Genomic DNA, 24,539 nt, shown 5'->3' with positions numbered 1-24,539 from the left:
GATCTCGACTTTATCGACGATAAGGAACTTTATCGATGATAAATTTTATGACCCGCCTGTTCAAAGACCGCTCCAAGGCCGCCTTCGGCCTGATCCTCGCCACCGTGACCCTGGACGCCGTCGGCATCGGCCTGGTCATGCCGATCATCCCGCGCCTGTTGCGCGAGGTCGGCCATACGGGTGAGCTGGGCTGGAAGTTCGGGGCGTTCCTGGGCCTCTACGCCCTGATGCAGTTCCTGTGCTCGCCCGTGCTGGGCGCGATCAGCGACAAGGTCGGCCGCCGGCCGGTGCTGCTGGTCTCGCTGGCGGGCGCGGCGATCGACTATGTGTTCATGGCCCTGGCCCCGTCCCTGGCCTGGCTGTTCGTCGGCCGCGCCATCGCTGGGATCACCGGGGCCAACATGGCCGTCGCCCAGGCCTATATCGCCGATATCACGCCCGAGGATCAGCGCGCCCGGCGCTTTGGCCTGTTCAGCGCCATGTTCGGCATCGGCTTCATCCTGGGTCCGGTGCTGGGCGGCTTCCTGGGCGCGAGCTGGGTCCGCGCGCCGTTCCTGGCCGCCGCCGCCCTGAACGGCGTCAACCTGCTGATGGCCCTCTTCATCCTGCCGGAGTCGCACAAGGCCCGCAGCCCGACGATCGATCCGGCCGCCTTCAACCCGTTCGCCTCGCTGCGCTGGGCGGCGGCCTTCCCGGCCATCCTGCCGCTGATGATCGCCTTCGCCACCCTGCACATCATCGGCGAGGTCGGCGGCACGGTCTGGGTGATCTATGGCGAGGACAAGTTCGCCTGGGATCCCTGGACCATCGGCTTCTCGCTGGCGGGGTTCGGCCTGTTCCACGCCCTGGCCCAGGCGTTCGTGGCCGGCCCGCTGGCCGAGCGCTGCGGCGAGCGGCGGGCCATCACCATCGGCATCCTGGCCGACGCCTTCGCCTATGTCGCCATCGCGCTCGCCACCAAGGGCTGGATGGCCTTCCTGCTGTTGCCGATGTTCTGCCTGGGCGGCGTCGGCCAGCCCTCGATCCAGAGCTTGCTCTCGCGCCAGGTCGGCGAGGACCAGCAGGGCCGCTTGCAGGGCGTGCTGGCCAGCCTGGCGAGCCTCGCCGCGGTCATCGGCCCGGTGGTGATCTCACAGGTCTATTTCGCCAGCCGGGGCTGGTTCCCCGGCCTGGTCTGGACCTTGGGCGCGGCGCTAGGTTTGATGTGCCTGCCGATCTTCCTGACGCGACGCGAAGGGAAACTTGCACAACCGGACTGACTGAGTCACGGTTCGCCGGAATACGGAGGAGCCGCCCATGAAAGTCGATCGCCTGCCCAAGGTGCGGACCTCGCTGTCGCCGACCAACCACCCGTACATGACCGGCGCGTGGACGCCGCTGCACGAGGAGGTCAACGCCTGGGATCTGGAGGTGCTGGAAGGCGCGATCCCGGCCGACCTGGACGGCGTCTATCTGCGCAATACTGAGAACCCGGTCCACGACCCGGTCGGCCGCTACCACCCGTTCGATGGCGACGGCATGATCCACGCCATCGAGTTCAAGGGCGGGGAAGCGACCTATCGCAACCGCTTCATCCGTACACGGTGCTTCGAGGCCGAACAGGAAGCCGGCGAGGGCCTGTGGGGCGGGCTGATGGACGGTCCGGGGATCTCCAAGCTGCCCGGCTTCGGCGCCCACGGCTCCCTGAAGGACACCGCCAGCACCGACATCGTCGTCCACAACGGCGAGGCCATCGCCACCTTCTACCAGTGCGGCGAAGCCTATCGGCTGGATCCCCTGACGCTGGAGAACCTGGGCGTCGCGGCCTGGGCGCCGCTGGAAGGCGTCTCGGCCCACCCCAAGGTCGACGAGGCCACGGGCGAGCTGATGTTCTTCAACTACTCCAAGACCTGGCCCTACATGCACTACGGCGTGGTCGACGCGGCCGGCAAGCGCAGCGTCTATCAGGGCGTGCCCCTGCCCGGCCCGCGCCTGCCGCACGACATGACCTTCTCGTCCAAGTACGCGATCCTCAACGACCTGCCGGTGTTCTGGGACCAGGACCTGATGGCGCGGGGCATTCACGCCGTGCGCCTGCACAAGGGCCTGCCGTCCCGCTTCGCCCTGGTGCCCCGCGCCGGCGGCGAGCCGCGCTGGTTCGAGGCCGCGCCGACCTATGTGCTGCACTGGCTCAATGCGTATGAGGACGGCGACGAGGTGGTGCTGGACGGCTACTTCCAGGAGAACCCGATCCCGCGCCCGCTGGAGACCGCGCCCGACGGCCACAACCACCTGATGGCCTATCTGGACGAGCACAGCTTCCGCTCCAAGCTGCACCGCTGGCGCTTCAACCTGGTGACCGGCGAGACGACCGAGAAGCACCTGGACGACCGGGTGCTGGAGTTCGGCATGTTCAACCAGAAATACGCCGGCAAGCCGTACCGTTACGCCTATTCGACCACGTCCAAGCCGGGCTGGTTCCTGTTCAACGGCTTCGTCAAGCACGACCTGGAAACGGGCGAGAGCTTGTCGATCCAGCTGCCCGAGGGCGTCTACGCCAGCGAGGCGCCGTTCGCGGCCAAGATCGGCGCCGTGGACGAGGATGACGGCTACCTGGTGAGCTTCCTGATCGACGAGAACCGGGGGACTTCGGAGTGCGCGATCGTCGACGCCAAGCGCTTCGAGATCGTCTGCCGGGTGGCCCTGCCGCACAAGCTCAGCAGCGGGACGCACAGCGTGTGGGCCGGGCGGGAGATGCTGAAGGCGTAATCCCTCTCCCCTTGCGGGAGAGGGTGGCCCGCGAAGCGGGTCGGGTGAGGGGTCGCGCCGCCCTGTGGGACAGGCTCTTCAACCCCTCATCCGTCAGCTTCGCTGACACCTTCTCCCGCAAGGGGAGAAGGGGAAACATGGTTAATCGCCCCTTTACCCTACCCCGCTAGTCTCCCGGATCATGCGCCGCGCCCTCTTCGCCCTGCTGGTTCTCGCCACGGCCCTGCCGGCCGTCGCCGCCACCCCGACGATTCCGGCCAAGCCTAGGCCCGCCACGCCGATCCAGGCGCCCGTCGAGCAGCCCAGCGTCTTCCTGCCCGCGCCGATCCCGCTGGCCGTCGGCCGGCCTGGCGGCGATGTCCTGCAGTGCAAGGCCACCTGCAACCGGACCCTGATCTTCTGCAGCTCCAGCGGCGACGACGATGGCTGCGGCGCCCGCTGGGCCCAGTGCAGCTCGGCCTGCTCGTCGAACTACCAGCCGACCCGCTTCCGCTAGAGCGCGCCTTCCCCAACGGCCGCTTGCCGGCTCGGATAACGCCGGTACACTCAACCTGAACAACGATAAGTCAGGTGGGTGGAGATGTCGGAAAAGCTCCCGAAAGCGTGCGTCATCGGCGCGGGCTGCAGCGGCTTCACCACGATCAAGCGGCTGAAGGACTACGGCATCCCGTACGACTGCTTCGAGATGTCCGACGAGGTCGGGGGCAACTGGTACTACAAGAACCCCAACGGCATGTCGGCCTGCTACGAGAGCCTGCACATCGACACCAGCAAGTGGCGCCTCGCCTTCGAGGACTTCTCCGTGCCGAAGGACTGGCCCGACTTCCCGCACCACGCGCAGCTGTTCCAGTACTTCAAGGACTATGTCGATCACTTCGGCCTGCGTCCGACGATCACCTTCAACACCCGGGTCGAGAGCGCCCGCCGCACCGACGAGGGCCTGTGGTCGGTGACCCTGTCGACCGGCGAGACGCGGCTCTACGACGTGCTGTTCGTCTGCAACGGCCACCACTGGGACCCGCGTATCCCCGAGTATCCGGGCGAGTTTGACGGCCCCGCCTTCCACGCCCACGCCTATAGCGACCCGTTCGATCCGGTGGACATGCGCGGCAAGAACGTCGTGGTGGTCGGCATGGGCAATTCGGCCATGGACATCGCCAGCGAGCTCTCGCAGCGACCGATCGCGAAAAACCTCTGGGTCTCGGCCCGGCGTGGAGTCTGGGTGCTCCCCAAGTACCTGAACGGCAAGCCGGCCGATAAGAGCGCCATGCCGGCCTGGATGCCCAAGAAGCTGGGCCTGTCCCTGGCCCGCTCGGTGATCAAGAAGACCATCGGCCGGATGGAGGACTACGGCCTGCCCAAGCCCGACCACGAGCCGCTGGAGGCTCACCCCTCGGTCTCGGGCGAGTTCCTGACCCGCGCCGGCTGCGGCGACATCAAGTTCAAGCCGGCGATCAAGGCGCTGGAAGGCAAGCGCGTCCGCTTCGCCGACGACACCGTCGAGGACGTCGACGCGATCGTCTTCGCCACCGGCTACAAGATCAGCTTCCCATTCTTCGACGACCCGGCCCTGCTGCCGGGCGCCGACCACCGCTTCCCGCTGTTCAAGCGGATGATGAAGCCAGGCGTGAAGAACCTCTTCTTCATGGGCCTGGCCCAGCCCCTGCCGACCCTGGTGAACTTCGCCGAGCAGCAGGCCAAGCTGGCGGCGGGGTACCTGGCGGGAAAATACGCCCCGCCGTCGGAGGCCGAGATGGTGCGCATCACCGCCAAGGACGAGGAGCGGCACACCGGGCAGTTCTATGACTCGGCGCGGCACACCATCCAGGTCGATTTCAACGTCTACTGCGCGGACCTGAAGAAGGAGATCGCCAAGGGCGAGGCGCGGGCGAGGAGCGCTGGTGGGAGACTGCCGGTGGCGGCGCTAGCGGAGATCCGGATGGAGCCCTTGTTGGCCAGCGCCGAGTAGCCCCCTCCGGCCCTCCGGGCCACCTCCCCCAGAGGGGGAGGAGAGGCGCGATGTCTGCTCCCCCGCTGGGGGAGCTGTCGCGGAGCGACTGAGGGGGCTACGCATGCGTCAGCCGCCCTCGCACCCGGATTCGCCATGCCCAAGATCACCTTCGACAAGGACACCCGCGCCAAGCTGGTCGGCGGCCTCTCCGACTACCTGCGCACAGAGCTCGATCTGGACGTGAAGGGCTTCGACGCCGAGTTCCTGCTCGACTTCATCAGCGAGCGGCTGGGGCCGTACTACTACAACCAGGGCCTCCACGACGCCTCGGCCCTGTACCGCGAGAAGCTGGAGGCGATCAGCGAGGCTGTGTGGGAGATCGAGGTTCCGGTGAAGCCGCTTTGAGGGCCTGTCCTCGCCCTTCGACAGGCTCAGGGTGAGGACTATTCGAGCGCCGCAGTAGAAACCTCACCCTGAGCTTGTCGAAGGGCGAGGTTGCGGCTCCTCGAGCTATCCTCCCCTCGCGTAAACATTGACGCCCCCGCCCAGCGGCGCATCCTTCCTGAACAACGATAAGTCGCCCTGCCACGGCAGGCGACGGGAGGAAGCTCGATGGCCGACGGCTCGACCGTCCACGGCGCCAAGACCCGCGCGCCCGATCCCGCCCTGCCGCGCGTCTGCGTCATCGGCGCCGGCTCGTCCGGCATCGCAACCTGCAAGCAGCTGCACGAGGCCGGGATCCCGTTCGACTGCTTCGAGGCCTCGGACCGGATCGGCGGCAACTGGGTGTTCCAGAACCGCAACGGCATGAGCAGCGCCTATCGCTCGCTGCACATCAACACCAGCCGGGACAAGATGGCCTATTCGGACTTCCCGATGCCGGCGGACTACCCCGACTATCCGCACCACACCCACATCGCGAAGTATTTCGACGACTACGCCGACCACTTCGGCTTCCGCGATCGCATCACCTTCCAGTGCGCCGTGACCTGGGCCAAGCGGCGGGACGACGGCATCTGGGAGATCACCCTGGAGACCGGTGAAAAGCGTCTCTACGACGCCCTGTGCGTCGCCAACGGCCACCACTGGGATCCCCGTTGGCCCGATCCCAGGCCGCCCGGCCAGTTCACCGGGCTGGAGATGCACAGCCACTATTATATCGATCCCTCCACGCCCCACGACCTGCGCGGCAAGAAGGTGGTGATCGTCGGCTTCGGCAACTCGGCCCTCGATCTCGCCTGCGAGCTGGGTCGGCGCGAAAACACCGAGGGCGTCTATCTGTCGGTGCGCCGCGGCTACTGGGTGGTGCCGCGCTATTTCGGCGCCGACGTGCTGGACTTCTTCAACAACCACCCCAGCCAGGACCCGCCGCTGCTGTCGCGGATCCTGCCGGGCAAGATGGTCGCCAAGGCCATCGAGAAGAAGATCGCCGCCGTGCATGGCCGGCCCGAGGACCACGGCCTGCCCAAGCCCGACCACGACTTCGGGGCGTCACACCCGGCCATCAGCCACGAGCTCTACAACCGCATCGGCTCGGGCGACGTGACCATCAAGCCCGACATCGAGCGCTTCGACGGCAAGCAGGTGTTCTTCAAGGACGGGACCAGCATCGAGGCCGACGCCGTGATCTGGTGCACCGGCTACAAGATCACCTTCCCGTTCTTCGACAGCATCACCCTGGACGCGCCGGACAACGACATCGCCCTGTGGAAGCGGATGATCGACCCGCGCTTCGACAACCTGTTCATGGTCGCCCTGGTCCAGCCGCTGTGCGCCATGATGCCGATCGCCGAGGAGCAGTCGAAGCTGATCGCCGCCTATCTGACCGGCCGCTACGCCCTGCCGGACGCGGCGACCATGGCCGCCGAGCGCGACGCCATGCACCAGGGGGTGAAAGCCCACTACGTCGCCTCGGCCCGGCACACGATCCAGATCAATTGCGGGGACTACGCCTTCGACCTGCGCAAGGAGCTTAAGCGGGGGATCAAGCGCGCCAAGGCCAAGGGCAACCCGCTGCCTATCAAACCATGTGCCGTGAAGGCCTTGCCTCTTGCCGCAGAGTAAGGCTGTGATCATGACGGGGCGTCACGAACGTCCCGCCTCCGAGTCGCGGTCCATGTCGAATATCGCCTATTTCCCCAAGCCCCACGTCGACCAGCGGCCGGGCAAGCGGGAGCGCACCAAGACCGCCAACCGCCAGGCGATCCTGGACGCCGCGCGCGAGGTGTTCGGCGAGCTGGGTTACGACGCCGCCACCGTGCGCGACATCATCCGCCGCACGGGTTTGGCCTCGGGCACCTTCTACAACTACTACAAGTCCAAGGAGGAGGTGTTCGACGCCCTGGCCGATGACGGCGCCCGCCGCTTCCGCCCGTTGCTGCGCGCCGAGTCCGAGAAGGCCGTCGACTTCCAGTCGTTCCTGCGCGGGGCGATCCTGGCCTATTTCAACTTCGTGGCCACCGAGCAGGAAAGCTGGCGGATGGACCGCCCGCCCGGCGAGCAGATCCCGCACGCCCGCTCGACACCCGAAGTGGTCGCCGTGTTCGACGAGGTCCACGAGGCCTTCGCCCGGGTGCTGGAGCGCGAGCACGCGCCGGCCGTGGACCTCGACTACCTGACCACCGCCTGCATCGCGGTGGCCCGCGAGATCGGCGACAAGATGCTGGAGCGGCGTCCGGTCGACACCGAGGGCGCGGCGGACTTCGCGGTCAAGCTGATCCTGGGCGGCCTGCCGGCGCTGCCGAGACTTTAAGAACAACAACAAGAACGCCCAAGAGGCGAAGCAGAGAGTGGGGAAACCATGGCCTCGGACGCCACCCAGAAAGCCATACTGAAGCTGATCCTGTCGCTGCCCAGCCCGGTCCTGCGGGCCATGTCGGGCGGCGGGGTGGTCTACAAGGGCGGCCGCACCCTGGACCCCCGCTTCCAGTTCTTCGCCCACGCGGCCAAGAAGATGCCGCCGATGTCGTCGGTCAGCCCCGCCGAGGCGGTGGCCGGCAGCGCCAAGGGCCTGGCCGCCGTGCAGGGTCCGCTGGAGCCCGGCGTCCGCACCGAGAGCCTGTCGGTCGAAGGTCCTAACGGCCCGATCCCTTGCCGCGCCTATCGCCCCGAGAGCCAGGACACCGACGCGCCGCTGATCGTCTACGCCCACATGGGCGGCGGGGTGATCGGCGACCTGGAGACCTGCCACGCCTTCTGCGGGATCCTGGCCCGGATCGTCCGCACGGCCGTGATCTCGGTCGACTACCGCCTGGCCCCGGAGCACAAGTTCCCCGCCGGGCTGGAGGATGTGCTGGCCGTCTATCGCTGGGCCCGCGACAACACCGGGCGCTTCGGCGCTTCGGCCGCCCCGCCGGCCATCGGCGGCGACAGCATGGGCGGCAACTTCTCGGCCATCGTCGCCCAGGAGATGCAGCGCAAGGGCGAGCCGCAGCCGGCCGCCCAGATCCTGATCTATCCGGCCGTGGACGTGGCCAGCGAGACGCCGTCCATGACCACCTATGCCGACGCCTATCCGCTGACCAAGGCGACCATGGACTGGTTCATGGGCCACTATATGAGCGCCGACGCCGACCCGGCCGATCCGCGCCTGTCGCCGGACAAGACCGCCGACCTCTCGGGCCTGGCCCCCGCCATCATCGCCACCGCCGGCTTCGATCCCCTGGTCGACCAGGGCGAGGGCTATGCCAAGCGTCTGCAGGCGGCGGGCGTACCGGTGCGCTATCGCTGCTACGACAGCCTGGCGCACGGGTTCACCGCCTTCACGGGGGCCATTCCGGCGGCGGATGGCGCGTGTCGCGAGATCGCGGGGCTGGTGCGGGAGACGTTCGAGGCGGCTCGAGCCTAAACGCACTCAACCCGTGTCATCCCGGAAAGCGCACAGCGCTTGTCCGGGACCTTCGCCGGGGTGCGGCCGGGATGACAGGCTTTGTTGGGATAGAAGATTGAGCACGCCCCCCACCATGCGCGCCCTCGTCGTTGAGGACCTGGCCCCCGACTTCGCCGGCTGCGCCATCCGTGACGTCGCCACCCCAGCGCCCGCCCCCGGCGAGGTCCTGGTCCGCGTCCGCGCCGCCAGCGTCAACTTCCCCGACCTCTTGATGACGCGCGGCGAGTACCAGTTCAAACCGCCCCTGCCCTTCACGCCGGGCCTGGACCTGGCCGGCGAGGTCGCGGCGCTAGGTGAAGACGTCACCGGCCTGAACATCGGCGACGCCGTGGTCGGCGGAGCGCGGCTGGGCGGGTTCGCCGAATATGCGGTGCTGGCCGCCGCCGCCCTGAAGCCCAAGCCCGCGCGGCTATCGTTCGCCGAGGCCGCCGCCTATGGCGCGGCCTATCTCACGGCCTATGTCGCCCTGGTCCGCCGCGCGCGGGTCGAGCCCGGCGAGTGGGTGCTGGTCCACGGCGCGGCCGGCGGGGTGGGTCTGGCGGCGGTGGATCTCGCCAAGGCGCTGGGCGCGCGGGTCATCGCCGCCTCGGCCTCGGACGAGAAACTGGCGCAGCTTCAGGCCCTCTACGCCCCCGACGCGACCGTCAACGTCACCGGAGGCTTCCGAGAGCGGGTGAAAGAGATCACCGGCGGCCACGGGGCCGACGTGATCTACGACCCCGTGGGCGGCGACGTGTTCGACGAGAGCGTCCGCTGCATCGCCTTCGACGGCCGGCTGCTGGTCATCGGCTTCACCTCGGGGCGGATCCCGAACGTCTCGGTCAATATGCCGCTGATCAAGGGCTTCTCGGTCATGGGCGTGCGGGCCGGGGAGTATGGGCGGCAGTTCCCCGAGAAGGGCCGCGAGAACGCGCAGGCGATCTGGAAGATGGCCGACGAGGGGACGATCCGGCCGCATGTGCATGCGCAGCTGCCGCTGGAGCGCTGGCGGGAAGCGTTCGAGCTGCTGAGCGGGCGCAAGGTGGTGGGCAAGGCGGTGATTGTTCCCTAAGGCTCCCCCCCACCTGACCGCTTCGCGGTCGTCCGCCCCCAAAGGCGGGCGGAAGAAGCGGGCCCCGACCTTCTTCCCCCTCCGGGGGAGGAGCGCGAAGCGCGGAGGGGGCAAGTTCTCTAAGTCCCTGAACCGACTCAGGTTGACATCCCCGCCCCGTTCTTTTATCCACCGCCCCTCACTCGCGAGCCCCCAGGTTCGCGTCCAACGTTTTGCATTTTCGGAGCCACGTCGTGAAGCGCACCTTCCAGCCGTCGAAGCTCGTGCGTGCCCGCCGTCACGGCTACCGCGCGCGTATGGCCACCAAGAACGGTCAAAAGATCGTCGCGCGTCGCCGCGCCAAGGGCCGCAAGCGCCTGACCGCCTAATTTCTCTTCCTCCCTCGGGAGGTAAGACGATGATCAAAGCCGCCTTTTCCACAGACCTGGTTTCAGGTTCTCGCCGGAAAGGCGGCTTTTTTCATGCCTGAACTCAAGTTCGAGCGGCTGCGCAAGCGCCCCGACTTCCTGCTGGCGGCCAAGGCCCCGGCCCTGTCGCGCGGCGCGGTCTTCATCCAGATGCGCCAGCGGTCCGACGAGGACCCCACGGTGCGGGTCGGCTTCACCGCCACCAAGAAGATCGGCGGGGCCGTCGATCGCAACCGCGCCAAGCGCCGCCTCCGCGAGGCCGCGAGGCTGGTGCTACCCCTTCATGCGCGCCCTTCGCACGACTATGTGTTCATTGCGCGAGGCGGTACGGGCTCGCGCGAATGGGGGCGTTTGCTTGACGATGTCAAAACCGCGCTGATAAGCCTCGCCGCCGAGTATGATCGCGGGGGAGCCAAGGCTCCCAAGCCTCCATCCGGCCGATCGTCCGCAGCCGCCTCTTCCCAACAACCCGATCTCAAAGTTTCCGGTTAACCGCTCCATGCAGAACGACAACAAAAACACGCTGATGTTCATCGTCAGCGCGTTCGTGATCCTGATCGGGTACCAGTTCCTCTACGCCGGTCCGCAACAGCGGAAGGCCGAGGCGGAAATGCAGGCCAAGAAGGCCGCCGCGGCCAAGGTCCTGGCCACGCCCGGCGTGACCCTGGACGCCAACGGCAATCCGCAGCCGCTGCGCCTGTCGCGCGCCAAGGCCAAGGAACAGAGCCCGCGCCTCGTCGTCGACACCCCGACGCTGTCGGGCTCGATCGCCCTGAAGGGCGGCCGCATCGACGACCTGTTCCTGAAGCAGTACGCCGAGACCACCGACAAGAATTCGCCGCCGGTCGAGCTCTTCCGCCCGGAAGGGGCGGAGCACGCCTGGTTCGCCGACTTCACCTGGGCCGGCAACAACATCGCCGGCCTGCCCGACAGCCGCACCGTGTGGACCGCCGCGCCGGGCCAGGTGCTGCGTCCCAACTCTCCGGTCACCCTGACCTATGACAACGGCCTGGGCCTGGCCTTCACCCGCGTCATCGCCATCGACGACCAGGCGATGTTCACGGTGACCGACAGCGTCAAGAACAACGGCACGCAAGGCCTGCAGCTGGCCTCCTACGCCAGCGTCCAGCGCCAGGGCATCACCGAGCACCTGGGCAAGACCCAGATCGTCCACGAAGGCGCCATCGGCGTGCTGGGCGCGGGCAAGGACCAGAAGCTCGAGCTGAACAAGTACGGCAAGTGGAAGAAGGACAAGCCCCTCACCACCTTCGACTCGGTCGGCGGCTGGGCGGGCATCACCGACAAGTACTGGCTGGCGGCCCTGATCCCCGGCCAGGACCAGACCATCAAGGCCCAGTACCGCGTGACCCAGGTCAGCGGCACCGACATCTATGACGTCAACGTGCTGGGCCCGACCCAGTCGCTGAACCCCGGCGCGACGGTCACCCAGGCCACCCGCCTGTTCGCCGGCGCCAAGACCGTGCCGCTGCTGCGCAAGTACGAGTATAATGGCCAGGCGCCCGACTGGTGGAAGTTCTGGGACAGCCGCAAGGCCGAGATCCCGCGCTTCGACTGGGCCGTGGACTGGGGCATGTTCTCCATGTTCACCCGTCCGATCTTCAACGTTCTCGAGATCTTCTACCGCTGGGTCGGCAACTTCGGCCTGGCCATCATGCTGCTGACCGTGGCGCTCAAGCTCGTCCTCTACCCGATGGCGGACAAGAGCTATGAGAGCATGGCCAAGATCAAGAAGATCCAGCCCGAGGTCGAGAAGCTCAAGGCCAAGCACAAGGACGACCCGGCGAAACAGCAGCAGGAAATGATGCAGCTGTACGCCAAGGAGAAGATCAACCCGATGATGGGCTGCCTGCCCATGCTGGTGCAGATCCCGGTCTTCTACTCGCTGTACAAGGTGCTGACCGTCACCATCGAAATGCGCCACGCGCCGTTCTTCGGCTGGATCCAGGACCTGTCGGCCCGCGATCCGTCGACGATGTTCAACCTGTTCGGCGCGATCCCCTGGGATCCGGCGACCGCGCCGCTGATCGGCTCGTTCCTGGCCGGTCCGCTGCACATCGGCGTCTGGCCGCTGCTGTACGGCTTCACCATGTGGCTGACGACGGCGATGAACCCGCCGGCCGGCGACCCGATCCAGCAGCGCATCTTCCAGCTGTTCCCGATCGTCTTCACCTTCACCCTGTCGCAGTTCGCGGTGGGCCTGGTGATCTACTGGTGCTGGAGCAACGTCCTGACCATCATCCAGCAGTACATCATCATGCGCCGCTATCAGGTCGAGAACCCGATCGACAAGATCCTGGCTCGACTGCGCGGCGAAACCGCCAAAGCGACCTGATGACCGACGAACCCAAGCTCCCCAAGGAACCGCCGGTCCTGCTGCCCGGCGCGGCCGATTTCACGGACGAGCAGATCGAGACGGCGCGGGTGTTCTTCGCCCAGCCGGTCTCGTTCATCATGGGCGCGGTCCGTATGGACACCATGCCGTCCACGGACCTGCCCGAGGTGGCCTTCGCGGGCCGCTCGAACGTCGGCAAGTCCAGCCTGATCAATGGGCTGGTGGGCCAGAAGTACCTGGCCCGCGCCTCGAACGAGCCGGGCCGCACGCGGGAGATCAACTTCTTCCTGCTGGCGGAACAGGTTCGCCTGGTCGACCTGCCCGGCTACGGCTTCGCCCGCGTCTCGCGCTCGATCGCCGACAAGTTCCAGGACCTGGGTCGCGCCTATCTGCGCGGCCGTCCGAACCTGAAGCGCGTCTACGTGCTGATCGACGCCCGCCATGGCCTGAAGAAGGTCGACCTGGAGGCGCTGGACGCCCTGGATATCGCGGCGGTCTCCTACCAGATCGTCCTGACCAAGGCCGACAAGATCAAGCCGCACGAGGTCGACAAGGTCGTCGCCGACACCCAGAAGGCCATCGCCAAGCGCGCCGCGGCCTTCCCGCGCGTGCTGGCCACCTCTTCGGAGAAGGGCCTGGGCATGCCGGAGCTGCGGGCCGAGATCGTTCGGCTCTGCATCGACGAGTGAGGAGCCGTCCTCGCCCTTCGACAGGCTCAGGGTGAGGACTACTGAACTATTCGCCGGAAACCTCACCCTGAGCTTGTCGAAGGGCGAGGTTGCCGGCCATCCACAGCCTTTCGATTGCCATTAACCCTGCGCTAGGTTCCACCCGCCAGAACCGCCCGCTTCCCGTTTCGTCAAGAAAAGTCCGCCGCCCATGACCCGCCACGAACTCAAGACCTGGCCCAAATATTTCGCCGCCGTCCGCTCCGGCCAGAAGCGCTTCGAGATCCGCCGCAACGACCGCGAGTTCAAGGTCGGCGACATCCTGGTGCTGCGCGAGTTCGACCCGGAAGAGGACGCCTATACCGGCCAGGCCGAGGAGCGTCAGATCACCTTCCTGCTGTCGGAAGAGGACTACGGCGTCATCCACGGCTTCGTGGCCATCGGCTTCGGTGAGGTCGCGCCGCATCCGGACGCCGCCGCCGAGGTCACCGCCGACAGCCTGGCCGAATGGCACGAGACCGCCGCCTCCAACGCCGCCCTGCGCGCCCAGGAAGCCCGCAAGGTCTCGGAGAGCTACACCAAGAACAATATGAGCGTCGCCGCCGACCGCCACGGCGCCGTGGCCGACCTGGCCGCCGCCGACGCCGGCTTCCACGCCGCCGCCGCCCGGATCGTCCGCAAGGGCTGATCCGCTGGACCGGACAAGGAAAAGGCCGCCGAGGTTGCCCTCGGCGGCCTTTTCTTTTGTCTGCTCCCCCTCCCGGGGGGCTGTCGGCGAAGCCGACTGAGGGGGCGATCGCCGGTCTATGCCGCGCTGCCCCCTCCGGCCCTCTGGGCCACCTCCCCCGGAGGGGAGGAGAAATCAGCATCAAGCCGCTTCGCGGATCACGGCCGGGAACACGTCGTCCATGCGCAGATAGGTGATCAGGCGGTTTTCCATCGAGATGATGGCCTGGATGTAGCGCAGCTCTTCCACGCCGACGTCCGGGGCCGGCTGCAGGCTGTCGCGCGGCACGGTGAAGGTTTCCGACACGGCGTCCACCAGGATGCCGGCCAGGCGGTCCTGGCACTCGACGACCACGATGACGTGGCGGGTCTCGGGGATGGTAACGCCCAGGCCCAGGCGGTTGCGCAGGTCGATGACCGGCATGATCGCGCCGCGAAGGTTGATGACGCCGCGCATATAGGCCGGGGCGTGCGGGATCGGGGTCGCCGGGGTCCAGCCGCGGATTTCGCGAACCGTCTTCACGTCGATGCAGAACTCCTGCTCGCCGATGCAGAACGAGATCAGTTCCAGCGCGGGCGCGGTGTTGTCGGTCATGGCCAGGTCCCCGGGTCGTAATGAGCAGGCCCGGGGCGGCGTGTTCGACGCGCTCTCGGGCTCATGCCACAAAAGCCCGAGCCGTCTTTAACAACCGTTAAGGCTGAGCTTTAAGGGGCGCGGTCAAATGTCGCGGGAGCTCGGAATGGGCGTAGGCGCGGTGAAAAATCACCAGTCCCCCCCTTCATTCGTCATTCCCGCCCTTGTGGCGGGAACCCCTGGTTCAGCTGACACGTGAGATGCAAGCGGACTGCTCAGCAGTCTGCCCCTCCCGCACCTGCGGCCGATAGAGGGGTTCCCGCCACAGGGGCGGGAATGACGGGAGAATATGGGAGGCGGAACCCTGATCGTTACCCTACGGCTCCGACAACCCCTCGTCCCCGTCGTCCGACAGGTTGAACTCGTACCAGACGCCGTTCAGCACGCCGAAGGCGACGGCCAGGCCGAGACCGAGGATCCAGGTGAAGTACCACATGACTTTCTAGCTCCTCAGTACAGGTCGGGATTGGTGGCGAGGGCGCCGGTGGTGCTCTTGCCCCACAGCACGCGGTAGACCCACGCCGTGTAGAGCAGGATCAGCGGCAGGAAGACCGCCGTCACGATCAGCATCACAAACAAGGTCAGGTGGCTGGACGAGGCGTTCCACACCGTCAGGCTGGAGCGCGGGTCGAAGCTGCTCGGCAGGATGAACGGGAACATCGACAGGCCCACGGTGGCGACGATGCCCAGGGCCGAGGCCGAAGAGCCGGCGAATGCCGCCCAGGCCTTGTTCCAGCGCATGCCGGCCAGGGCCAGGGCCGCGCCCGCGAAGCCCAGGATCGGCGCGGTCAGCATCCAGCCGTGGCGGCTGTAGTTGTCGAGCCAGGCGCCCGGGGCCCGCACGGCGGCCGCGCCGCGCAACGGGTTCGACGGACCGGCCGCATCGGCCAAGCCCTCGATCCGGAAGCCCATGCCGCCGAACGCGACCCAGAAGCCGCCGGCCGCGAACAGCACGATGCTGGCCAGGCCGGCGATCTCGCCGATGCGGCGGGCGCGCTCGGTGACCGGACCGTCCTCGGCCTTGACCGTCAGCCAGGCCGCGCCGTGCAGCACCAGCATCGACACCGACAGCAGGCCGCACAGCAGGGCGAAGGGCGAGAAGAGGCCGATGAACGCCCCCTCGTAGAAGGCCCGCAGGTCGCTATCCAGGCGGAAGGGCGCGCCTTGCAGCACGTTGCCCATGGCCACCCCGAACACCAGCACCGGCACGAAGCCGCCGACGAACAGGCCCCAGTCCCAGAACGACCGCCAGCGCGCGCCAGGCCGCTTGGAGCGGTACTTGAAGCTGACGGGCCGCATGATCATCGCGGCCAGCACCACGAACATGGCCAGGTAGAAGCCCGAGAAGCTGATGGCGTAGACGAACGGCCAGGCCGCGAAGATCGCGCCGCCGCCCAGGATGAACCACACCTGGTTGCCTTCCCAGGTCGCGCCCACGGTGTTGATGACCATGCGGCGCTCGGCGTCGTCCTTGGCGACGAAGGGCAGCAAGGCCCCCACGCCCATGTCGAAGCCGTCGGTCAGGGTGAAGCCGATCAGGAGGATGCCCACCAGGGCCCACCAGATGACGCGCAGGGTGGCGAAGTCGACGGGGAGTTCCATCAGCATGACCTCCTCAAAGCATTTTCGAGCGAAGTGGATTCCGGTTCGCGTGAAGAAAATGCGCTAAAACAAAGAGCTAGGGCTTGCGGCGATCCCATCGTCGAAAGCCCTAGGCCACGGCCGGTTCGGGTTCAGCGGGTTCCCCGTCCGGGACGGGGTCGTGCTGGGCGAACGGGCCCTTCTTGATGGCGCGCACCAGCAGGCCGACCTCGACCACGGCCAGCGCGCCGTACAGCAGGGTGAAGACCGCGATGCTGGTGATCAGCTGCGGCACGGACAGGCTGGAGGCCGACAGGAAGGTCGGCAGCACGCCGTCCACCGCCCAGGGCTGACGCCCCATCTCGGCCAGCACCCAGCCCAGCTCGGTGGAGATCCACGGCAGCGGCAGGGCCATGACCGCGAGGACCAGGAACCACTTGCTGTCGTGCCTGCGCAGGGTCACCAGCGTGAAGGCCGTGGCGAACAGCAGGATCATCAGCACCCCGATCCCGGCCATGATCCGGAAGCTCCAGAACATCACCGGCACGTTGGGCACCGCGTCCCAGGCGGTCTTCTTGATCAGGTCGGGCGTCGCCTGGCGCGGATCGGGCACGTAGCGCTTCAGGAGGAGCGCATAGCCGAGATCGCGGCGGTGCTGCTCGAAGGTCGCCCGGGCGGTCATGTCCTGCGGATTGACCTTCAAGGCCTCGACCGCGCCATAGGCGACGATGCCGCTCTCGATCCGGGTCTCGGCCTTGGCGACCAGCGAGAAGATGCCCTCCACCGGCTTGTCGAAGCTGCGGGTGGCGATCAGGCCAAGGACGTAGGGGATCTTGACCTCGTAGTGGGTCTTGCGCGCCTGCAGGTCCGGAATGCCGAAGGCGGTCAGGCCGGCCGGGGCGGCCTCGGTCTCCCACATGGCCTCAAGGGCGGCGAGCTTCATTTTCTGGTTGTCGGTGAGGGCGTAGCCGCTCTCGTCGCCCAGCACGACGACCGACAGCGAGGAGGCCAGGCCGAAGGCCGCCGCCACCGTCATCGACCGCTTGGCGACGCCGACATACTTGCCCTTCAGCAGGTACAGCGCGGAGATCCCCAGCACGAACACCGAGGCGATCACGTAACCGGCGCTGACCGTGTGCACGAACTTGGCCTGGGCCACCGGGTTGAACAGCACGTCGCGGAAGCTGGTCACCTCCATGCGCATGCTGTCGGGGTTGAAGGCCGCGCCCATCGGGTTCTGCATCCAGCCGTTCGCGACCAGGATCCACAGCGCCGACAGGTTGGTGCCCAGCGCCACCATGAAGGTCACGAACAGGTGGCTGACGGGCTTGAGCTTGTCCCAGCCGAAGAACATCAGCCCGACGAAGGTCGCCTCCAGGAAGAAGGCCATCAGCCCTTCGATCGCCAGCGGCGCGCCGAAGATGTCGCCGACATAGTGCGAGTAGTAGGACCAGTTCATGCCGAACTGGAATTCCATGGTGATGCCGGTGGCGACGCCGATGGCGAAGTTGATGCCGAACAGCACGCCCCAGAAGCGCGTGACGGTCCGCCAGATCGGACGCTTGGTCATCACATAGATGCTCTCCATGATGACCAGCAGGAAGCTGAGCCCGATGGTGAGCGGCACGAACAGGAAGTGGTAGAGGGCTGTGAGCGCGAACTGGAGACGCGACAGGTCGATGACGGCGGGGTCCATGGACAGCTCCGAGACGAACGGCCGATGATCACGCCGCTCGAGAGCCCTGCCCTAGACCGTCGTAACCGCCCGGTCCTTGATCGGGATCAAGGCTTGCGGATGGATGCAGCCTACACTCAACCCATGGGCGCCGGCATAGTACAGATTGATCGTTTTTCGACGTCCCGAGCCTGGCTTGATCGATTCAGCCGGAAACGCTGGCCCACGATGCGCCGGGCGAAGGCGTTCGGTCTCCTGGACGGCCTGGCGGCGATCGGCTTCGCGGCCGGCCTGGCCCTGGCGATCGATGCGATTCTCGAGCGGCGCGGATTCCCGCCGCTGCTCGGCTGGCTGCTCCTGGTCGCGGTCTCCAGCGCCCTGCGGGGCCTGATGGCCCGCGCCACCGGCGAGGCCGGGGCCCAGGCCGCCGCCGAGGCCAAGGTCGAAGTCCGCGCCGAGATCGCTCGCGCCGTGTTCGCCGGCCCGCGCCGTCCGGCCGGCGAGGCGATCACCGCCCTGGTCGAAGGCGTCGAGGCGCTGGACGGCCATGTCGCCCGCTTCCTCCCGGCCAAGACCACGGCCGCCGTCCTGCCCCTCGCCCTGATCGCCGTCGCCGCCCTCGCCAGCCCGATCTGCGCGGCGATCCTGCTGGCGACCCTGGTTCCCTTCATCCTGGCCATGGTGCTGGCCGGAACGGCCGCCGCCGCCGAGGCCCGCGCCCAGTTCCTGGCCCTGGAGCGACTGTCGGCCCTGTTCCTGGACCGCGTCCGCGCCCTGCCCGTGGTGCTGGCCTTCCAGGCCGAGGGGACGACCACCGCCGCCCTGAAGCGCTCGGCCTCCGAACTGGCCGAACGAACCATCAAGGTGCTGCGCGTGGCCTTCATCTCCTCGGCGGCCCTGGAGTTCTTCGCCGCCCTGTCCGTGGCCCTGGTGGCGGTCTATTGCGGCTTCAACCTGCTGCGCCTGCTGCCCTTCCCGGTCCCCGAACAGCTGGACCTCAAGCGCGCCTTCTTCGTCCTGGCCCTGGCGCCGGAGGTCTACGCCCCGATGCGCCGCCTCGCCGCCGCCTATCACGATCGGCAGGCGGCCGAAGCCGCAGCCGCCAGTCTGGCGACGTTCGAGGCGCCCGCGCCGAAGCCTGCCGCGACGCCGCTGGCCAAGGCCCCGACCATCCGCTTCGAGGGCGTCACGGTCCGCTATGCCGACGCCGACGCGCCGGCGTTGGACGGCTTCAACCTCACCGCTCCGGCAGGGACCATCACGGCCCTCGTCGGCCCGTCCGGCGCGGGCAAGAGCACCCTGCTGAACCTTCTGCTGGACCTGGCCCCGCTGACCGGCGGGCGCATCCTGGTCGATAATATTCCGTGTACGGACTTATCGTCCGAAATCGCCTGGGCCGGGCAGTCGCCGCTGATCCTGCCGGCCTCGACCGCCGACAACATCGCCCTCTCGCGACGTGATGCGACCCGCGCCGAGATCGAGGCGGCGGCACATGCAGTGGGCCTGATCCTCGACCGGCCCGGCGGCCTCGACTTCGTGCTGGACGAGCGCGGCAGTGGACTCTCCGGCGGCGAGCGTCGACGGCTGTCCCTGGCGCGAGCGTTGCTCAAGCCCGCCCCGATCCTGCTGCTGGACGAGCCGACCGCGAACCTCGACACGGCGGCGGAGGCGGCGCTGCTGACCGCGATCCGCGAGGCCGCGAAAGGTCGCACGACGTTGATCGCGACGCACTCCGAAGCGGTGGCGGCGCTGGCGGATCAGGTGGTGCGGCTGTGAAATCTTTCGCACCTCCTTCAAAACATCCGTCATTCCCGCCCTTGTGGCGGGAACCCCTCTGTCCGCCGCAAGGGCGGGAGGGGCGAACCGCTGGCGGTTCGCTTGCGTCTCACGTGCCAGCTGAACCAGGGGTTCCCGCCACAAGGGCGGGAATGACGAGGAGTTTTGGGGTGATGGATTGGGGAGTTGTCATTCGATGACCTCCTCCCCCCTCGACCTCCTCATCCGCGCCCAGAAGCGCGAACGCGCCGGCGCGCTGCAGCTGGCCCTCGCCAGCGCCATCGTCGTCGGCGCGGCCTCGACGATCCTACTCGGCCTCTCCGGCTGGTTCATCGTCGCCAGCGCCATCGCCGGCGCGGCGGGGCTGGCCACCGCTCACGCCTTCAACGTCCTGATCCCCAGCGCCCTGATCCGCTTGCTGGCCATCCTGCGCACCGCCGCCCGCTACGGCGAGCGCCTGTCCGGTCACGCCGCCGCCCTACGCGCCCTGGCTACGATCCGCCCGGCGGTGTTCGAGAGTCTCGCCGCCGCGCCCGTCACCCAGTCCCTGACCCTGTCGCGCGGCGAGGCCTCGGCCCGCCTGGTCCAGGACGTCGACGCCATCGAGACCCGCTTCGTCCGCCTCTCCGCCCCCTGGAGCGCCGTCGCCGGCCTGGCCTCCGGTCTGGTGATGGCCGCCCTCGCCGGGTGGACCCCGGCCCTGGTGATCCTGGCCGCCGCCGCAGCCGCCCTGCTGACCGCCCGCGCCCTGGCCAAGCGCTTCTCCGCCCCCGCCCGCGCCGCCGTCCAGGCCCGGGTCGGGGCGCTGAAGGAGACCACCGCGTCGCTGGTCGCCGCCTCGGCCGAACTGCGCGCCTACGGCCTGGACGCCTGGGCCGGCGAGACCCTGAACGCCAGGGCCGCCGACCTCGACGCCGCCCGCCTGGAGGCCGCCCGCGCCCAGGGCCTGATCCTGGCCAGCCAGGCCGCCATCCTTGGCGTTGCGGTCGCCGCCGCCGTGGCCGCCGCCGCGCCGGCGGGTCCAGCCCTCGCCGCCCTGGCGGGGCTGGCCGCCGCCATGAGCGTCGACGCCCTGGCCGGCCTCGCCCACGCCTTCGACCAGGACGGCGCGGCCACCGAGGCCCGCGAGCGGCTCGACGCAATCCTGCGCCATCGTCCCCACACCGCCGAGATCCCGGCGGACGGTCCGCCCGTCCTGACCGTGCTCGGCCAGACCCTGTCCCCCGGCGAGCGCCTGGCCGTCGTCGGCCCGTCAGGCTGCGGCAAGACCACCGCGATCGAGACCTTGCTGGGCCTGCGCGACACCCCCTCGCCCCTGCCTCGCGCCGCCTTCGCCTGGCTGCCGCAGGACGCCGGCCTGATCGCCGGAACGGTGCGCGAGAACCTGCGCCTGGCCGCGCCTCGGGCGACCGACGACCAGCTCTGGACAGTCCTTGAAGACGCCGCCCTCGCCGACCGCATCCGCGCCGCGCCGCAAGGCCTGGCCGCCTGGCTCGGCGACGACGGCGAGCGGCTCTCCGGCGGCGAGCGCCGACGCCTGGCCCTGGCCCGCGCCTATCTGCGCGACGCGCCCTGGCTGCTGCTGGATGAGCCGACCGAGGGCCTGGATGCGGCGACCGAGGCGCTGGTCGTGGAACGGCTGGAGGCGCGGCTGCAACGCACCGGCCAAGGCCTGGTGCTGGTCAGCCACCGCCCCGCCCCGGCCACGATCTGCGGGCGGGTGGTGCGGATGGGTTAGATTTGCTTGCCACCCGTGGGTCCGTCCTCGCCCTTCGACGGGCTCAGGGTGAGGACTAATCTCAGCGCCGTATGCGTAGAAAACCTCATCCTGAGCTTGTCGAAGGACGGGGTTTTCGGCTCCTCGGCCGGCGCGGACTAATCCCCTTTCGGCGCCTTGCTCTGGATCACCGTCCAGCCACCGCCCTGGGCCAGCGCGAGGGCCGAGCGGGCGATGGTCTGGCCGTGATAGGCCAACAGGATCACGAGCGCCGCGGTGACCACGCCCTTCCGCTTGGCCAGGGCGCCCACCAGGGTGAAGACGGTGAAGACCGCCAGGCCGATCCACAGCCCCGGCCGGAACACCGCCTTGAATTCGCCCGTGCCCAGGGTCAGGGCCACGAACACGGCGACCATGGCCAGGTTCGCGGCCAGCACGCACAGCAGGACGATCCTGCGGTTCTGCCAGAAGTGGTCGTCCAGGTGCGCGCCCTCGGGCGGGTCCTTCGGGAAGACCAGGCTGGCGGCGACATAGAAGGTGCTGGCCACAACCAGGCCCAGGATCAGCAGGGCGAAGCTGAACGGCGCGAACCGCAGGATCACCCAGGCCTGGTTCCAGAAGGTGGCGATGTCGATGGCGACGAAGAAGGCCAGCAGGATCGTCAGGTGGCCGAAGCGGACGGTCTTGCGCCGCTGGACCAGCCCCGCGAACCCGCCGACCAGCTCGGCCGCCGAGAAGCCCAGAACCAGGCCGTAGAAACTGAAGAAGAACTCGAACGCGCTCACTACCGGTCCCCGCCGTGAAGCTTCCCTGAGGGATGGAATAGCGGCAATGAAGGCGCTCTGTCAGGCGCCATTCCTCCCGATCTCCCCGGCGAATGCCGGGGCCCAGATCGAACCCACCCAGGTTGGAGGCCTTGGCGCGGCCGAGGAGCGCGAACACCCCAGCCCTTCCGGATGAATCTGGGCCCCGGCATTCGCCGGGGAGATCGGAGGTTTGGGACCGCTCCCCTACTTCATGTTCACCCGGATGTAGGTCGTGAACAGCACCACGGCGAACACCGTGAAGGCCGCGATCACCAGACCCAGATACGCCATTTGCCCGCCCGTCATTCGAACTCTCCCTTTGATTGGCGAGCCCAGGATCGAACCTACGCAATGACCCCGCCTTGACCTTGGTCAAAGCCCGGCGGCTATAAGAACCGACAACTGGAGTCCTCATGAAGCCGGCCCGGGGCCTGTCCTCGACCCTGTTCAGCGATCCCCACCCCACCGCCTATCTGGCGGCCTTCGCGGCCGTGATGGCGACGGCGGTGGCGCGCCTGTACCTGCCGGAGGCCTTTACCGCGCCGTCCTCGTTCCTGCTGTTCGTGCCGGCCGTACTGGTCAGCGCGGCGCTGGGCGGTCTGGCCCCCGGGTGCTTCGCCACCACCTTCGCCTGGGGCAGCGTCTGGTGGGTGACGCGGGACATCCCGTTCGACCTGGTCAGCGGCCTGTCGGCGGCGATCTTCCTGTCGGTCGGCTTCGGCATGGCCGTGGGCGGCGGCTGGTTCCACGCCGCGCGGCGACGGGCGGCGGCGATCAACGACCACCTGCGCTCGATCCTCGACACCGTGCCCGACGGGGTGGTGGTCATCGACCGGACCGGCGCCATGACCTCGTTCAGCCCCGCCGCCCAGCGGATGTTCGGCTGGACCCCGGACGAGGTGCTGGGCAAGAACGTCAGCATCCTGATGCCCGAACCGCACGCGGCCGCCCACGACGGCTATATCCAGCGCTACCACCGCACCGGCGAGAAGCGGATCATCGGCATGGGCCGGGTGGTGGTCGGGGTGCGCAAGGACGGCTCGACCTTCCCCATGGAGCTGGCGGTCGGCGAGACCAAGGGCGCGGCGCCCTCCTATACCGGCTTCATCCGCGATCTGACCGAAACCCAGGAGACCGAGACCCGCCTGCAGGAACTGCAGAACGAGTTGGTCCACGTCTCGCGCCTGACGGCCATGGGCGAGATGGCCTCGACCCTGGCCCACGAGCTGAACCAGCCGCTGTCGGCCATCGCCAACCTCCTGACCGGCTCGCGCCGCCTGATCGACCGGGGCCGCGAGGCCGACCAGGCCAAGGTCCGCGACGCCATCGACCGCGCCGCGACCCAGGCCCTGCGCGCCGGCGAGGTGATCCATCGCATGCGCGACTTCGTCCGCCGGGGCGCCAGCGAGCGCGCCGTCGAGAGCCTGTCCAAGCTGATCGAGGAAGCCTCGGCGCTCGCGCTGATCGGCGAGAAGGACCGTCAGGTCGACGTGCGCCTGACCCTGGATCCCGCCGCCGATGCGGTGTTCGCCGACCGCGTCCAGGTGCAGCAGGTGCTGCTGAACCTGATCCGCAACGGCATCGACGCCATGCAGGAGCAGGGCTCGCGCCGCAAGGCCATGACCATCGCCACCTCGGTGACCGCCGAGGGCTGGTCCCTGGTCAGCGTCGCCGACAACGGCCCCGGCATCGCCGACGACGTCCGCGAGCGCCTGTTCCAGCCATTCATGACCACCAAGCCGCAGGGCATGGGGGTGGGCCTGTCGATCTCGCGCTCGATCATCGAGGCGCACGGCGGGCGCATCTGGGCCGACGCCAATCCGGGCGGCGGCGCATTGTTCCGCTTCACCCTGCCGCCGGCCGAGCAGCCGGCGAACCGTCTGAAGGAGTCCGTCGATGAGTGACGTTCCCGCCGCTGTCGTCCACGTGGTCGACGACGACGAAAGCGCCCGCGAGTCCCTGGCCTTCCTGCTGGAGTCGGCCGACTTCGAGGTCGTGGCCTATGCCAGCGCCCCGGCCTTCCTGGACGCCCTGCCGACCGCCAAGCCGGGTGTCGTCGTCACCGACGTGCGCATGCCCGAGATGAGCGGCCAGGAGCTGGTCGCCCGCCTGGCGGCCCTCAAGGTCAAGATGCCCATCATCATGATCACCGGCCACGGCGACATCCCGATGGCGGTCGAGGCCATGCGCTCGGGCGTAGTGGACTTCATCGAGAAGCCGTTCTCCGAAGCCCGCATGCTGGACGCCTTGGGCCGCGCCACCAAGGCCACCGAGGCCGCCCCGGTCTCCGACGACCAGGCCGCCATCCTGCATCGCCTCGAGACCCTGTCCGAGCGCGAGCGCCAGGTGCTGGACGGCGTTGTCGCCGGCCATGCGAACAAGGTCATCGCGCGCGAGCTGGGGATCAGCCCGCGCACGGTGGAGATCTACCGCGCCAAGCTGATGACCAAGATGCAGGCGGATAACTTGGCGGCGCTGGTGCGGATGACGTTGTCGGTGCGGGGCGGCTAAGGCCTTCCCTCTCACCCGTCATCCCGCGCTTTATGCGCGGGATGAC

24 protein-coding genes and 4 pseudogenes are annotated in these 24,539 nt (G+C 68.2%); 21 read left to right on the top strand and 7 right to left on the bottom strand.

The features are described from left to right. Nucleotides 1–47 precede the first annotated feature (47 nt). From tet to AC07NN_RS02585, 16 genes and pseudogenes are all read left to right on the top strand, one after another. A complete protein-coding gene (tet, locus tag AC07NN_RS02660) occupies nucleotides 48–1,259 on the top strand; it encodes a Tet(A)/Tet(B)/Tet(C) family tetracycline efflux MFS transporter (protein WP_494637583.1) in 1,212 nt (403 codons plus the stop codon). A gap of 37 nt (nucleotides 1,260–1,296) precedes the next feature. Continuing rightward, the gene (locus AC07NN_RS02655; protein WP_494637582.1) at nucleotides 1,297–2,748 is read left to right on the top strand and encodes a carotenoid oxygenase family protein; all 1,452 of its coding nucleotides are present in this window, start codon (nucleotides 1,297–1,299) and stop codon (nucleotides 2,746–2,748) included. A 181-nt stretch (nucleotides 2,749–2,929) separates the two neighbouring features. Continuing rightward, complete coding sequence (locus AC07NN_RS02650) at nucleotides 2,930–3,244, top strand: hypothetical protein (RefSeq protein ID WP_494637581.1); 315 nt, start codon at nucleotides 2,930–2,932, stop codon at nucleotides 3,242–3,244. A gap of 84 nt (nucleotides 3,245–3,328) precedes the next feature. Next, the gene (locus AC07NN_RS02645; RefSeq protein ID WP_494637580.1) at nucleotides 3,329–4,717 is read left to right on the top strand and encodes a flavin-containing monooxygenase; all 1,389 of its coding nucleotides are present in this window, start codon (nucleotides 3,329–3,331) and stop codon (nucleotides 4,715–4,717) included. Between the two features lie 135 nt (nucleotides 4,718–4,852). Then, nucleotides 4,853–5,104 (top strand): DUF2164 domain-containing protein, encoded by a 252-nt coding sequence (locus AC07NN_RS02640; RefSeq protein ID WP_494637579.1) that lies wholly within the window; start codon nucleotides 4,853–4,855, stop codon nucleotides 5,102–5,104. Then, nucleotides 5,105–5,195, top strand: a pseudogene (locus tag AC07NN_RS02635) (hypothetical protein); the annotation flags it as partial. Nucleotides 5,196–5,311: 116 nt separating this feature from the next. Continuing rightward, entirely contained in the window at nucleotides 5,312–6,763 is a 1,452-nt protein-coding gene (locus AC07NN_RS02630; RefSeq protein ID WP_494637578.1) for a flavin-containing monooxygenase, read from the top strand. Between the two features lie 52 nt (nucleotides 6,764–6,815). Continuing rightward, nucleotides 6,816–7,451 (top strand): TetR/AcrR family transcriptional regulator, encoded by a 636-nt coding sequence (locus AC07NN_RS02625; protein ID WP_494637577.1) that lies wholly within the window; start codon nucleotides 6,816–6,818, stop codon nucleotides 7,449–7,451. A gap of 48 nt (nucleotides 7,452–7,499) precedes the next feature. Next, entirely contained in the window at nucleotides 7,500–8,546 is a 1,047-nt protein-coding gene (locus tag AC07NN_RS02620; RefSeq protein ID WP_494637576.1) for an alpha/beta hydrolase, read from the top strand. Nucleotides 8,547–8,643: 97 nt separating this feature from the next. Further along, nucleotides 8,644–9,639 carry an NADPH:quinone oxidoreductase family protein gene (locus tag AC07NN_RS02615; protein ID WP_494637575.1) on the top strand — a complete coding sequence of 332 codons (996 nt, stop codon included), beginning with the start codon at nucleotides 8,644–8,646 and terminating at the stop codon, nucleotides 9,637–9,639. A gap of 37 nt (nucleotides 9,640–9,676) precedes the next feature. After that, nucleotides 9,677–9,762, top strand: a pseudogene (locus tag AC07NN_RS02610) (hypothetical protein); the annotation flags it as partial. 110 nt (nucleotides 9,763–9,872) lie between these two features. Further along, nucleotides 9,873–10,007, top strand: coding sequence for a 50S ribosomal protein L34 (rpmH, locus tag AC07NN_RS02605; RefSeq protein ID WP_012284717.1), 135 nt, complete (start codon nucleotides 9,873–9,875; stop codon nucleotides 10,005–10,007). Nucleotides 10,008–10,100: 93 nt separating this feature from the next. Beyond that, nucleotides 10,101–10,538 (top strand): ribonuclease P protein component, encoded by a 438-nt coding sequence (gene rnpA, locus AC07NN_RS02600; RefSeq protein ID WP_494637574.1) that lies wholly within the window; start codon nucleotides 10,101–10,103, stop codon nucleotides 10,536–10,538. Between the two features lie 7 nt (nucleotides 10,539–10,545). Next, entirely contained in the window at nucleotides 10,546–12,399 is a 1,854-nt protein-coding gene (yidC, locus tag AC07NN_RS02595; RefSeq protein ID WP_494637573.1) for a membrane protein insertase YidC, read from the top strand. Then, complete coding sequence (gene yihA / locus AC07NN_RS02590) at nucleotides 12,399–13,088, top strand: ribosome biogenesis GTP-binding protein YihA/YsxC (RefSeq protein WP_494637572.1); 690 nt, start codon at nucleotides 12,399–12,401, stop codon at nucleotides 13,086–13,088. Before yidC ends, yihA begins: the two co-directional genes overlap by 1 nt. A gap of 190 nt (nucleotides 13,089–13,278) precedes the next feature. After that, nucleotides 13,279–13,755, top strand: coding sequence for an ASCH/PUA domain-containing protein (locus AC07NN_RS02585; RefSeq protein ID WP_494637571.1), 477 nt, complete (start codon nucleotides 13,279–13,281; stop codon nucleotides 13,753–13,755). A 180-nt stretch (nucleotides 13,756–13,935) separates the two neighbouring features. On the opposite strand, the gene AC07NN_RS02580 is transcribed toward AC07NN_RS02585, so the two are convergent. The 5 genes and pseudogenes from AC07NN_RS02580 to AC07NN_RS02560 all read right to left on the bottom strand — a co-directional run bounded on the left by AC07NN_RS02580 (nucleotide 13,936) and on the right by AC07NN_RS02560 (nucleotide 17,704). Next, complete coding sequence (locus AC07NN_RS02580; RefSeq protein WP_494637570.1) at nucleotides 13,936–14,388, bottom strand: chemotaxis protein CheW; 453 nt, start codon at nucleotides 14,386–14,388, stop codon at nucleotides 13,936–13,938. Between the two features lie 171 nt (nucleotides 14,389–14,559). Next, nucleotides 14,560–14,716 (bottom strand): annotated as a pseudogene (locus AC07NN_RS02575) (hypothetical protein); the annotation flags it as partial. Between the two features lie 27 nt (nucleotides 14,717–14,743). Beyond that, the gene (cydX, locus tag AC07NN_RS02570; RefSeq protein WP_035043223.1) at nucleotides 14,744–14,863 is read right to left on the bottom strand and encodes a cytochrome bd-I oxidase subunit CydX; all 120 of its coding nucleotides are present in this window, start codon (nucleotides 14,861–14,863) and stop codon (nucleotides 14,744–14,746) included. Nucleotides 14,864–14,877: 14 nt separating this feature from the next. Beyond that, nucleotides 14,878–16,029: a cytochrome d ubiquinol oxidase subunit II gene (gene cydB, locus AC07NN_RS02565; RefSeq protein WP_494638177.1), complete on the bottom strand. Its 1,152-nt coding sequence runs from the start codon at nucleotides 16,027–16,029 to the stop codon at nucleotides 14,878–14,880. A gap of 109 nt (nucleotides 16,030–16,138) precedes the next feature. After that, nucleotides 16,139–17,704 carry a cytochrome ubiquinol oxidase subunit I gene (locus AC07NN_RS02560; RefSeq protein ID WP_494637569.1) on the bottom strand — a complete coding sequence of 522 codons (1,566 nt, stop codon included), beginning with the start codon at nucleotides 17,702–17,704 and terminating at the stop codon, nucleotides 16,139–16,141. Nucleotides 17,705–17,827: 123 nt separating this feature from the next. Here AC07NN_RS02560 and cydD point away from each other — a divergent pair, with 123 nt between their 5' ends. From cydD to AC07NN_RS02545, 3 genes and pseudogenes are all read left to right on the top strand, one after another. Beyond that, a complete protein-coding gene (cydD, locus tag AC07NN_RS02555; protein ID WP_494638175.1) occupies nucleotides 17,828–19,459 on the top strand; it encodes a thiol reductant ABC exporter subunit CydD in 1,632 nt (543 codons plus the stop codon). Then, nucleotides 19,456–19,641, top strand: a pseudogene (locus AC07NN_RS02550) (hypothetical protein); the annotation flags it as partial. The gene cydD and the pseudogene AC07NN_RS02550, both read left to right, overlap by 4 nt. A 14-nt stretch (nucleotides 19,642–19,655) precedes the next feature. Then, nucleotides 19,656–21,197, top strand: coding sequence for an amino acid ABC transporter ATP-binding/permease protein (locus AC07NN_RS02545; protein ID WP_494637568.1), 1,542 nt, complete (start codon nucleotides 19,656–19,658; stop codon nucleotides 21,195–21,197). A gap of 137 nt (nucleotides 21,198–21,334) precedes the next feature. Here AC07NN_RS02545 and AC07NN_RS02540 read toward each other — a convergent pair whose 3' ends face one another. Together AC07NN_RS02540 and AC07NN_RS02535 are read right to left on the bottom strand one after the other, a co-directional pair. Continuing rightward, a complete protein-coding gene (locus tag AC07NN_RS02540; protein WP_494637567.1) occupies nucleotides 21,335–21,961 on the bottom strand; it encodes a hypothetical protein in 627 nt (208 codons plus the stop codon). Between the two features lie 225 nt (nucleotides 21,962–22,186). Continuing rightward, complete coding sequence (locus AC07NN_RS02535) at nucleotides 22,187–22,288, bottom strand: hypothetical protein (RefSeq protein WP_494637566.1); 102 nt, start codon at nucleotides 22,286–22,288, stop codon at nucleotides 22,187–22,189. 107 nt (nucleotides 22,289–22,395) lie between these two features. Here AC07NN_RS02535 and AC07NN_RS02530 point away from each other — a divergent pair, with 107 nt between their 5' ends. Continuing rightward, on the top strand, nucleotides 22,396–23,886 hold the full coding sequence (locus AC07NN_RS02530) for a PAS domain-containing sensor histidine kinase (protein WP_494637565.1): 1,491 nt from the start codon (nucleotides 22,396–22,398) through the stop codon (nucleotides 23,884–23,886). Further along, the gene (gene fixJ / locus AC07NN_RS02525) at nucleotides 23,879–24,493 is read left to right on the top strand and encodes a response regulator FixJ (RefSeq protein ID WP_494637564.1); all 615 of its coding nucleotides are present in this window, start codon (nucleotides 23,879–23,881) and stop codon (nucleotides 24,491–24,493) included. Before AC07NN_RS02530 ends, fixJ begins: the two co-directional genes overlap by 8 nt. Nucleotides 24,494–24,539 lie beyond the last annotated feature (46 nt).

The organism is Caulobacter sp. GW821-FHT09H08 (genome assembly GCF_059415885.1).
This window is presented reverse-complemented; position numbering and strand designations above follow the sequence as displayed.

Bases quoted from the DNA above. Each gene is read 5' to 3' on its own strand.
- fixJ (WP_494637564.1), top strand. From the start codon at position 23,879: ATGAGTGACGTTCCCGCCGCTGTCGTCCACGTGGTCGACGACGACGAA.
- yidC (WP_494637573.1), top strand. From the start codon at position 10,546: ATGCAGAACGACAACAAAAACACGCTGATGTTCATCGTCAGCGCGTTC.
- rnpA (WP_494637574.1), top strand. From the start codon at position 10,101: ATGCCTGAACTCAAGTTCGAGCGGCTGCGCAAGCGCCCCGACTTCCTG.
- AC07NN_RS02560 (WP_494637569.1), bottom strand. From the start codon at position 17,704: ATGGACCCCGCCGTCATCGACCTGTCGCGTCTCCAGTTCGCGCTCACA.
- yihA (WP_494637572.1), top strand. From the start codon at position 12,399: ATGACCGACGAACCCAAGCTCCCCAAGGAACCGCCGGTCCTGCTGCCC.
- AC07NN_RS02645 (WP_494637580.1), top strand. From the start codon at position 3,329: ATGTCGGAAAAGCTCCCGAAAGCGTGCGTCATCGGCGCGGGCTGCAGC.
- AC07NN_RS02640 (WP_494637579.1), top strand. From the start codon at position 4,853: ATGCCCAAGATCACCTTCGACAAGGACACCCGCGCCAAGCTGGTCGGC.
- AC07NN_RS02620 (WP_494637576.1), top strand. From the start codon at position 7,500: ATGGCCTCGGACGCCACCCAGAAAGCCATACTGAAGCTGATCCTGTCG.
- AC07NN_RS02630 (WP_494637578.1), top strand. From the start codon at position 5,312: ATGGCCGACGGCTCGACCGTCCACGGCGCCAAGACCCGCGCGCCCGAT.
- AC07NN_RS02545 (WP_494637568.1), top strand. From the start codon at position 19,656: ATGACCTCCTCCCCCCTCGACCTCCTCATCCGCGCCCAGAAGCGCGAA.
- cydB (WP_494638177.1), bottom strand. From the start codon at position 16,029: ATGGAACTCCCCGTCGACTTCGCCACCCTGCGCGTCATCTGGTGGGCC.
- AC07NN_RS02535 (WP_494637566.1), bottom strand. From the start codon at position 22,288: ATGACGGGCGGGCAAATGGCGTATCTGGGTCTGGTGATCGCGGCCTTC.
- cydX (WP_035043223.1), bottom strand. From the start codon at position 14,863: ATGTGGTACTTCACCTGGATCCTCGGTCTCGGCCTGGCCGTCGCCTTC.
- cydD (WP_494638175.1), top strand. From the start codon at position 17,828: ATGGGCGCCGGCATAGTACAGATTGATCGTTTTTCGACGTCCCGAGCC.
- tet (WP_494637583.1), top strand. From the start codon at position 48: ATGACCCGCCTGTTCAAAGACCGCTCCAAGGCCGCCTTCGGCCTGATC.
- AC07NN_RS02580 (WP_494637570.1), bottom strand. From the start codon at position 14,388: ATGACCGACAACACCGCGCCCGCGCTGGAACTGATCTCGTTCTGCATC.
- AC07NN_RS02650 (WP_494637581.1), top strand. From the start codon at position 2,930: ATGCGCCGCGCCCTCTTCGCCCTGCTGGTTCTCGCCACGGCCCTGCCG.
- AC07NN_RS02530 (WP_494637565.1), top strand. From the start codon at position 22,396: ATGAAGCCGGCCCGGGGCCTGTCCTCGACCCTGTTCAGCGATCCCCAC.
- AC07NN_RS02655 (WP_494637582.1), top strand. From the start codon at position 1,297: ATGAAAGTCGATCGCCTGCCCAAGGTGCGGACCTCGCTGTCGCCGACC.
- AC07NN_RS02585 (WP_494637571.1), top strand. From the start codon at position 13,279: ATGACCCGCCACGAACTCAAGACCTGGCCCAAATATTTCGCCGCCGTC.
- AC07NN_RS02625 (WP_494637577.1), top strand. From the start codon at position 6,816: ATGTCGAATATCGCCTATTTCCCCAAGCCCCACGTCGACCAGCGGCCG.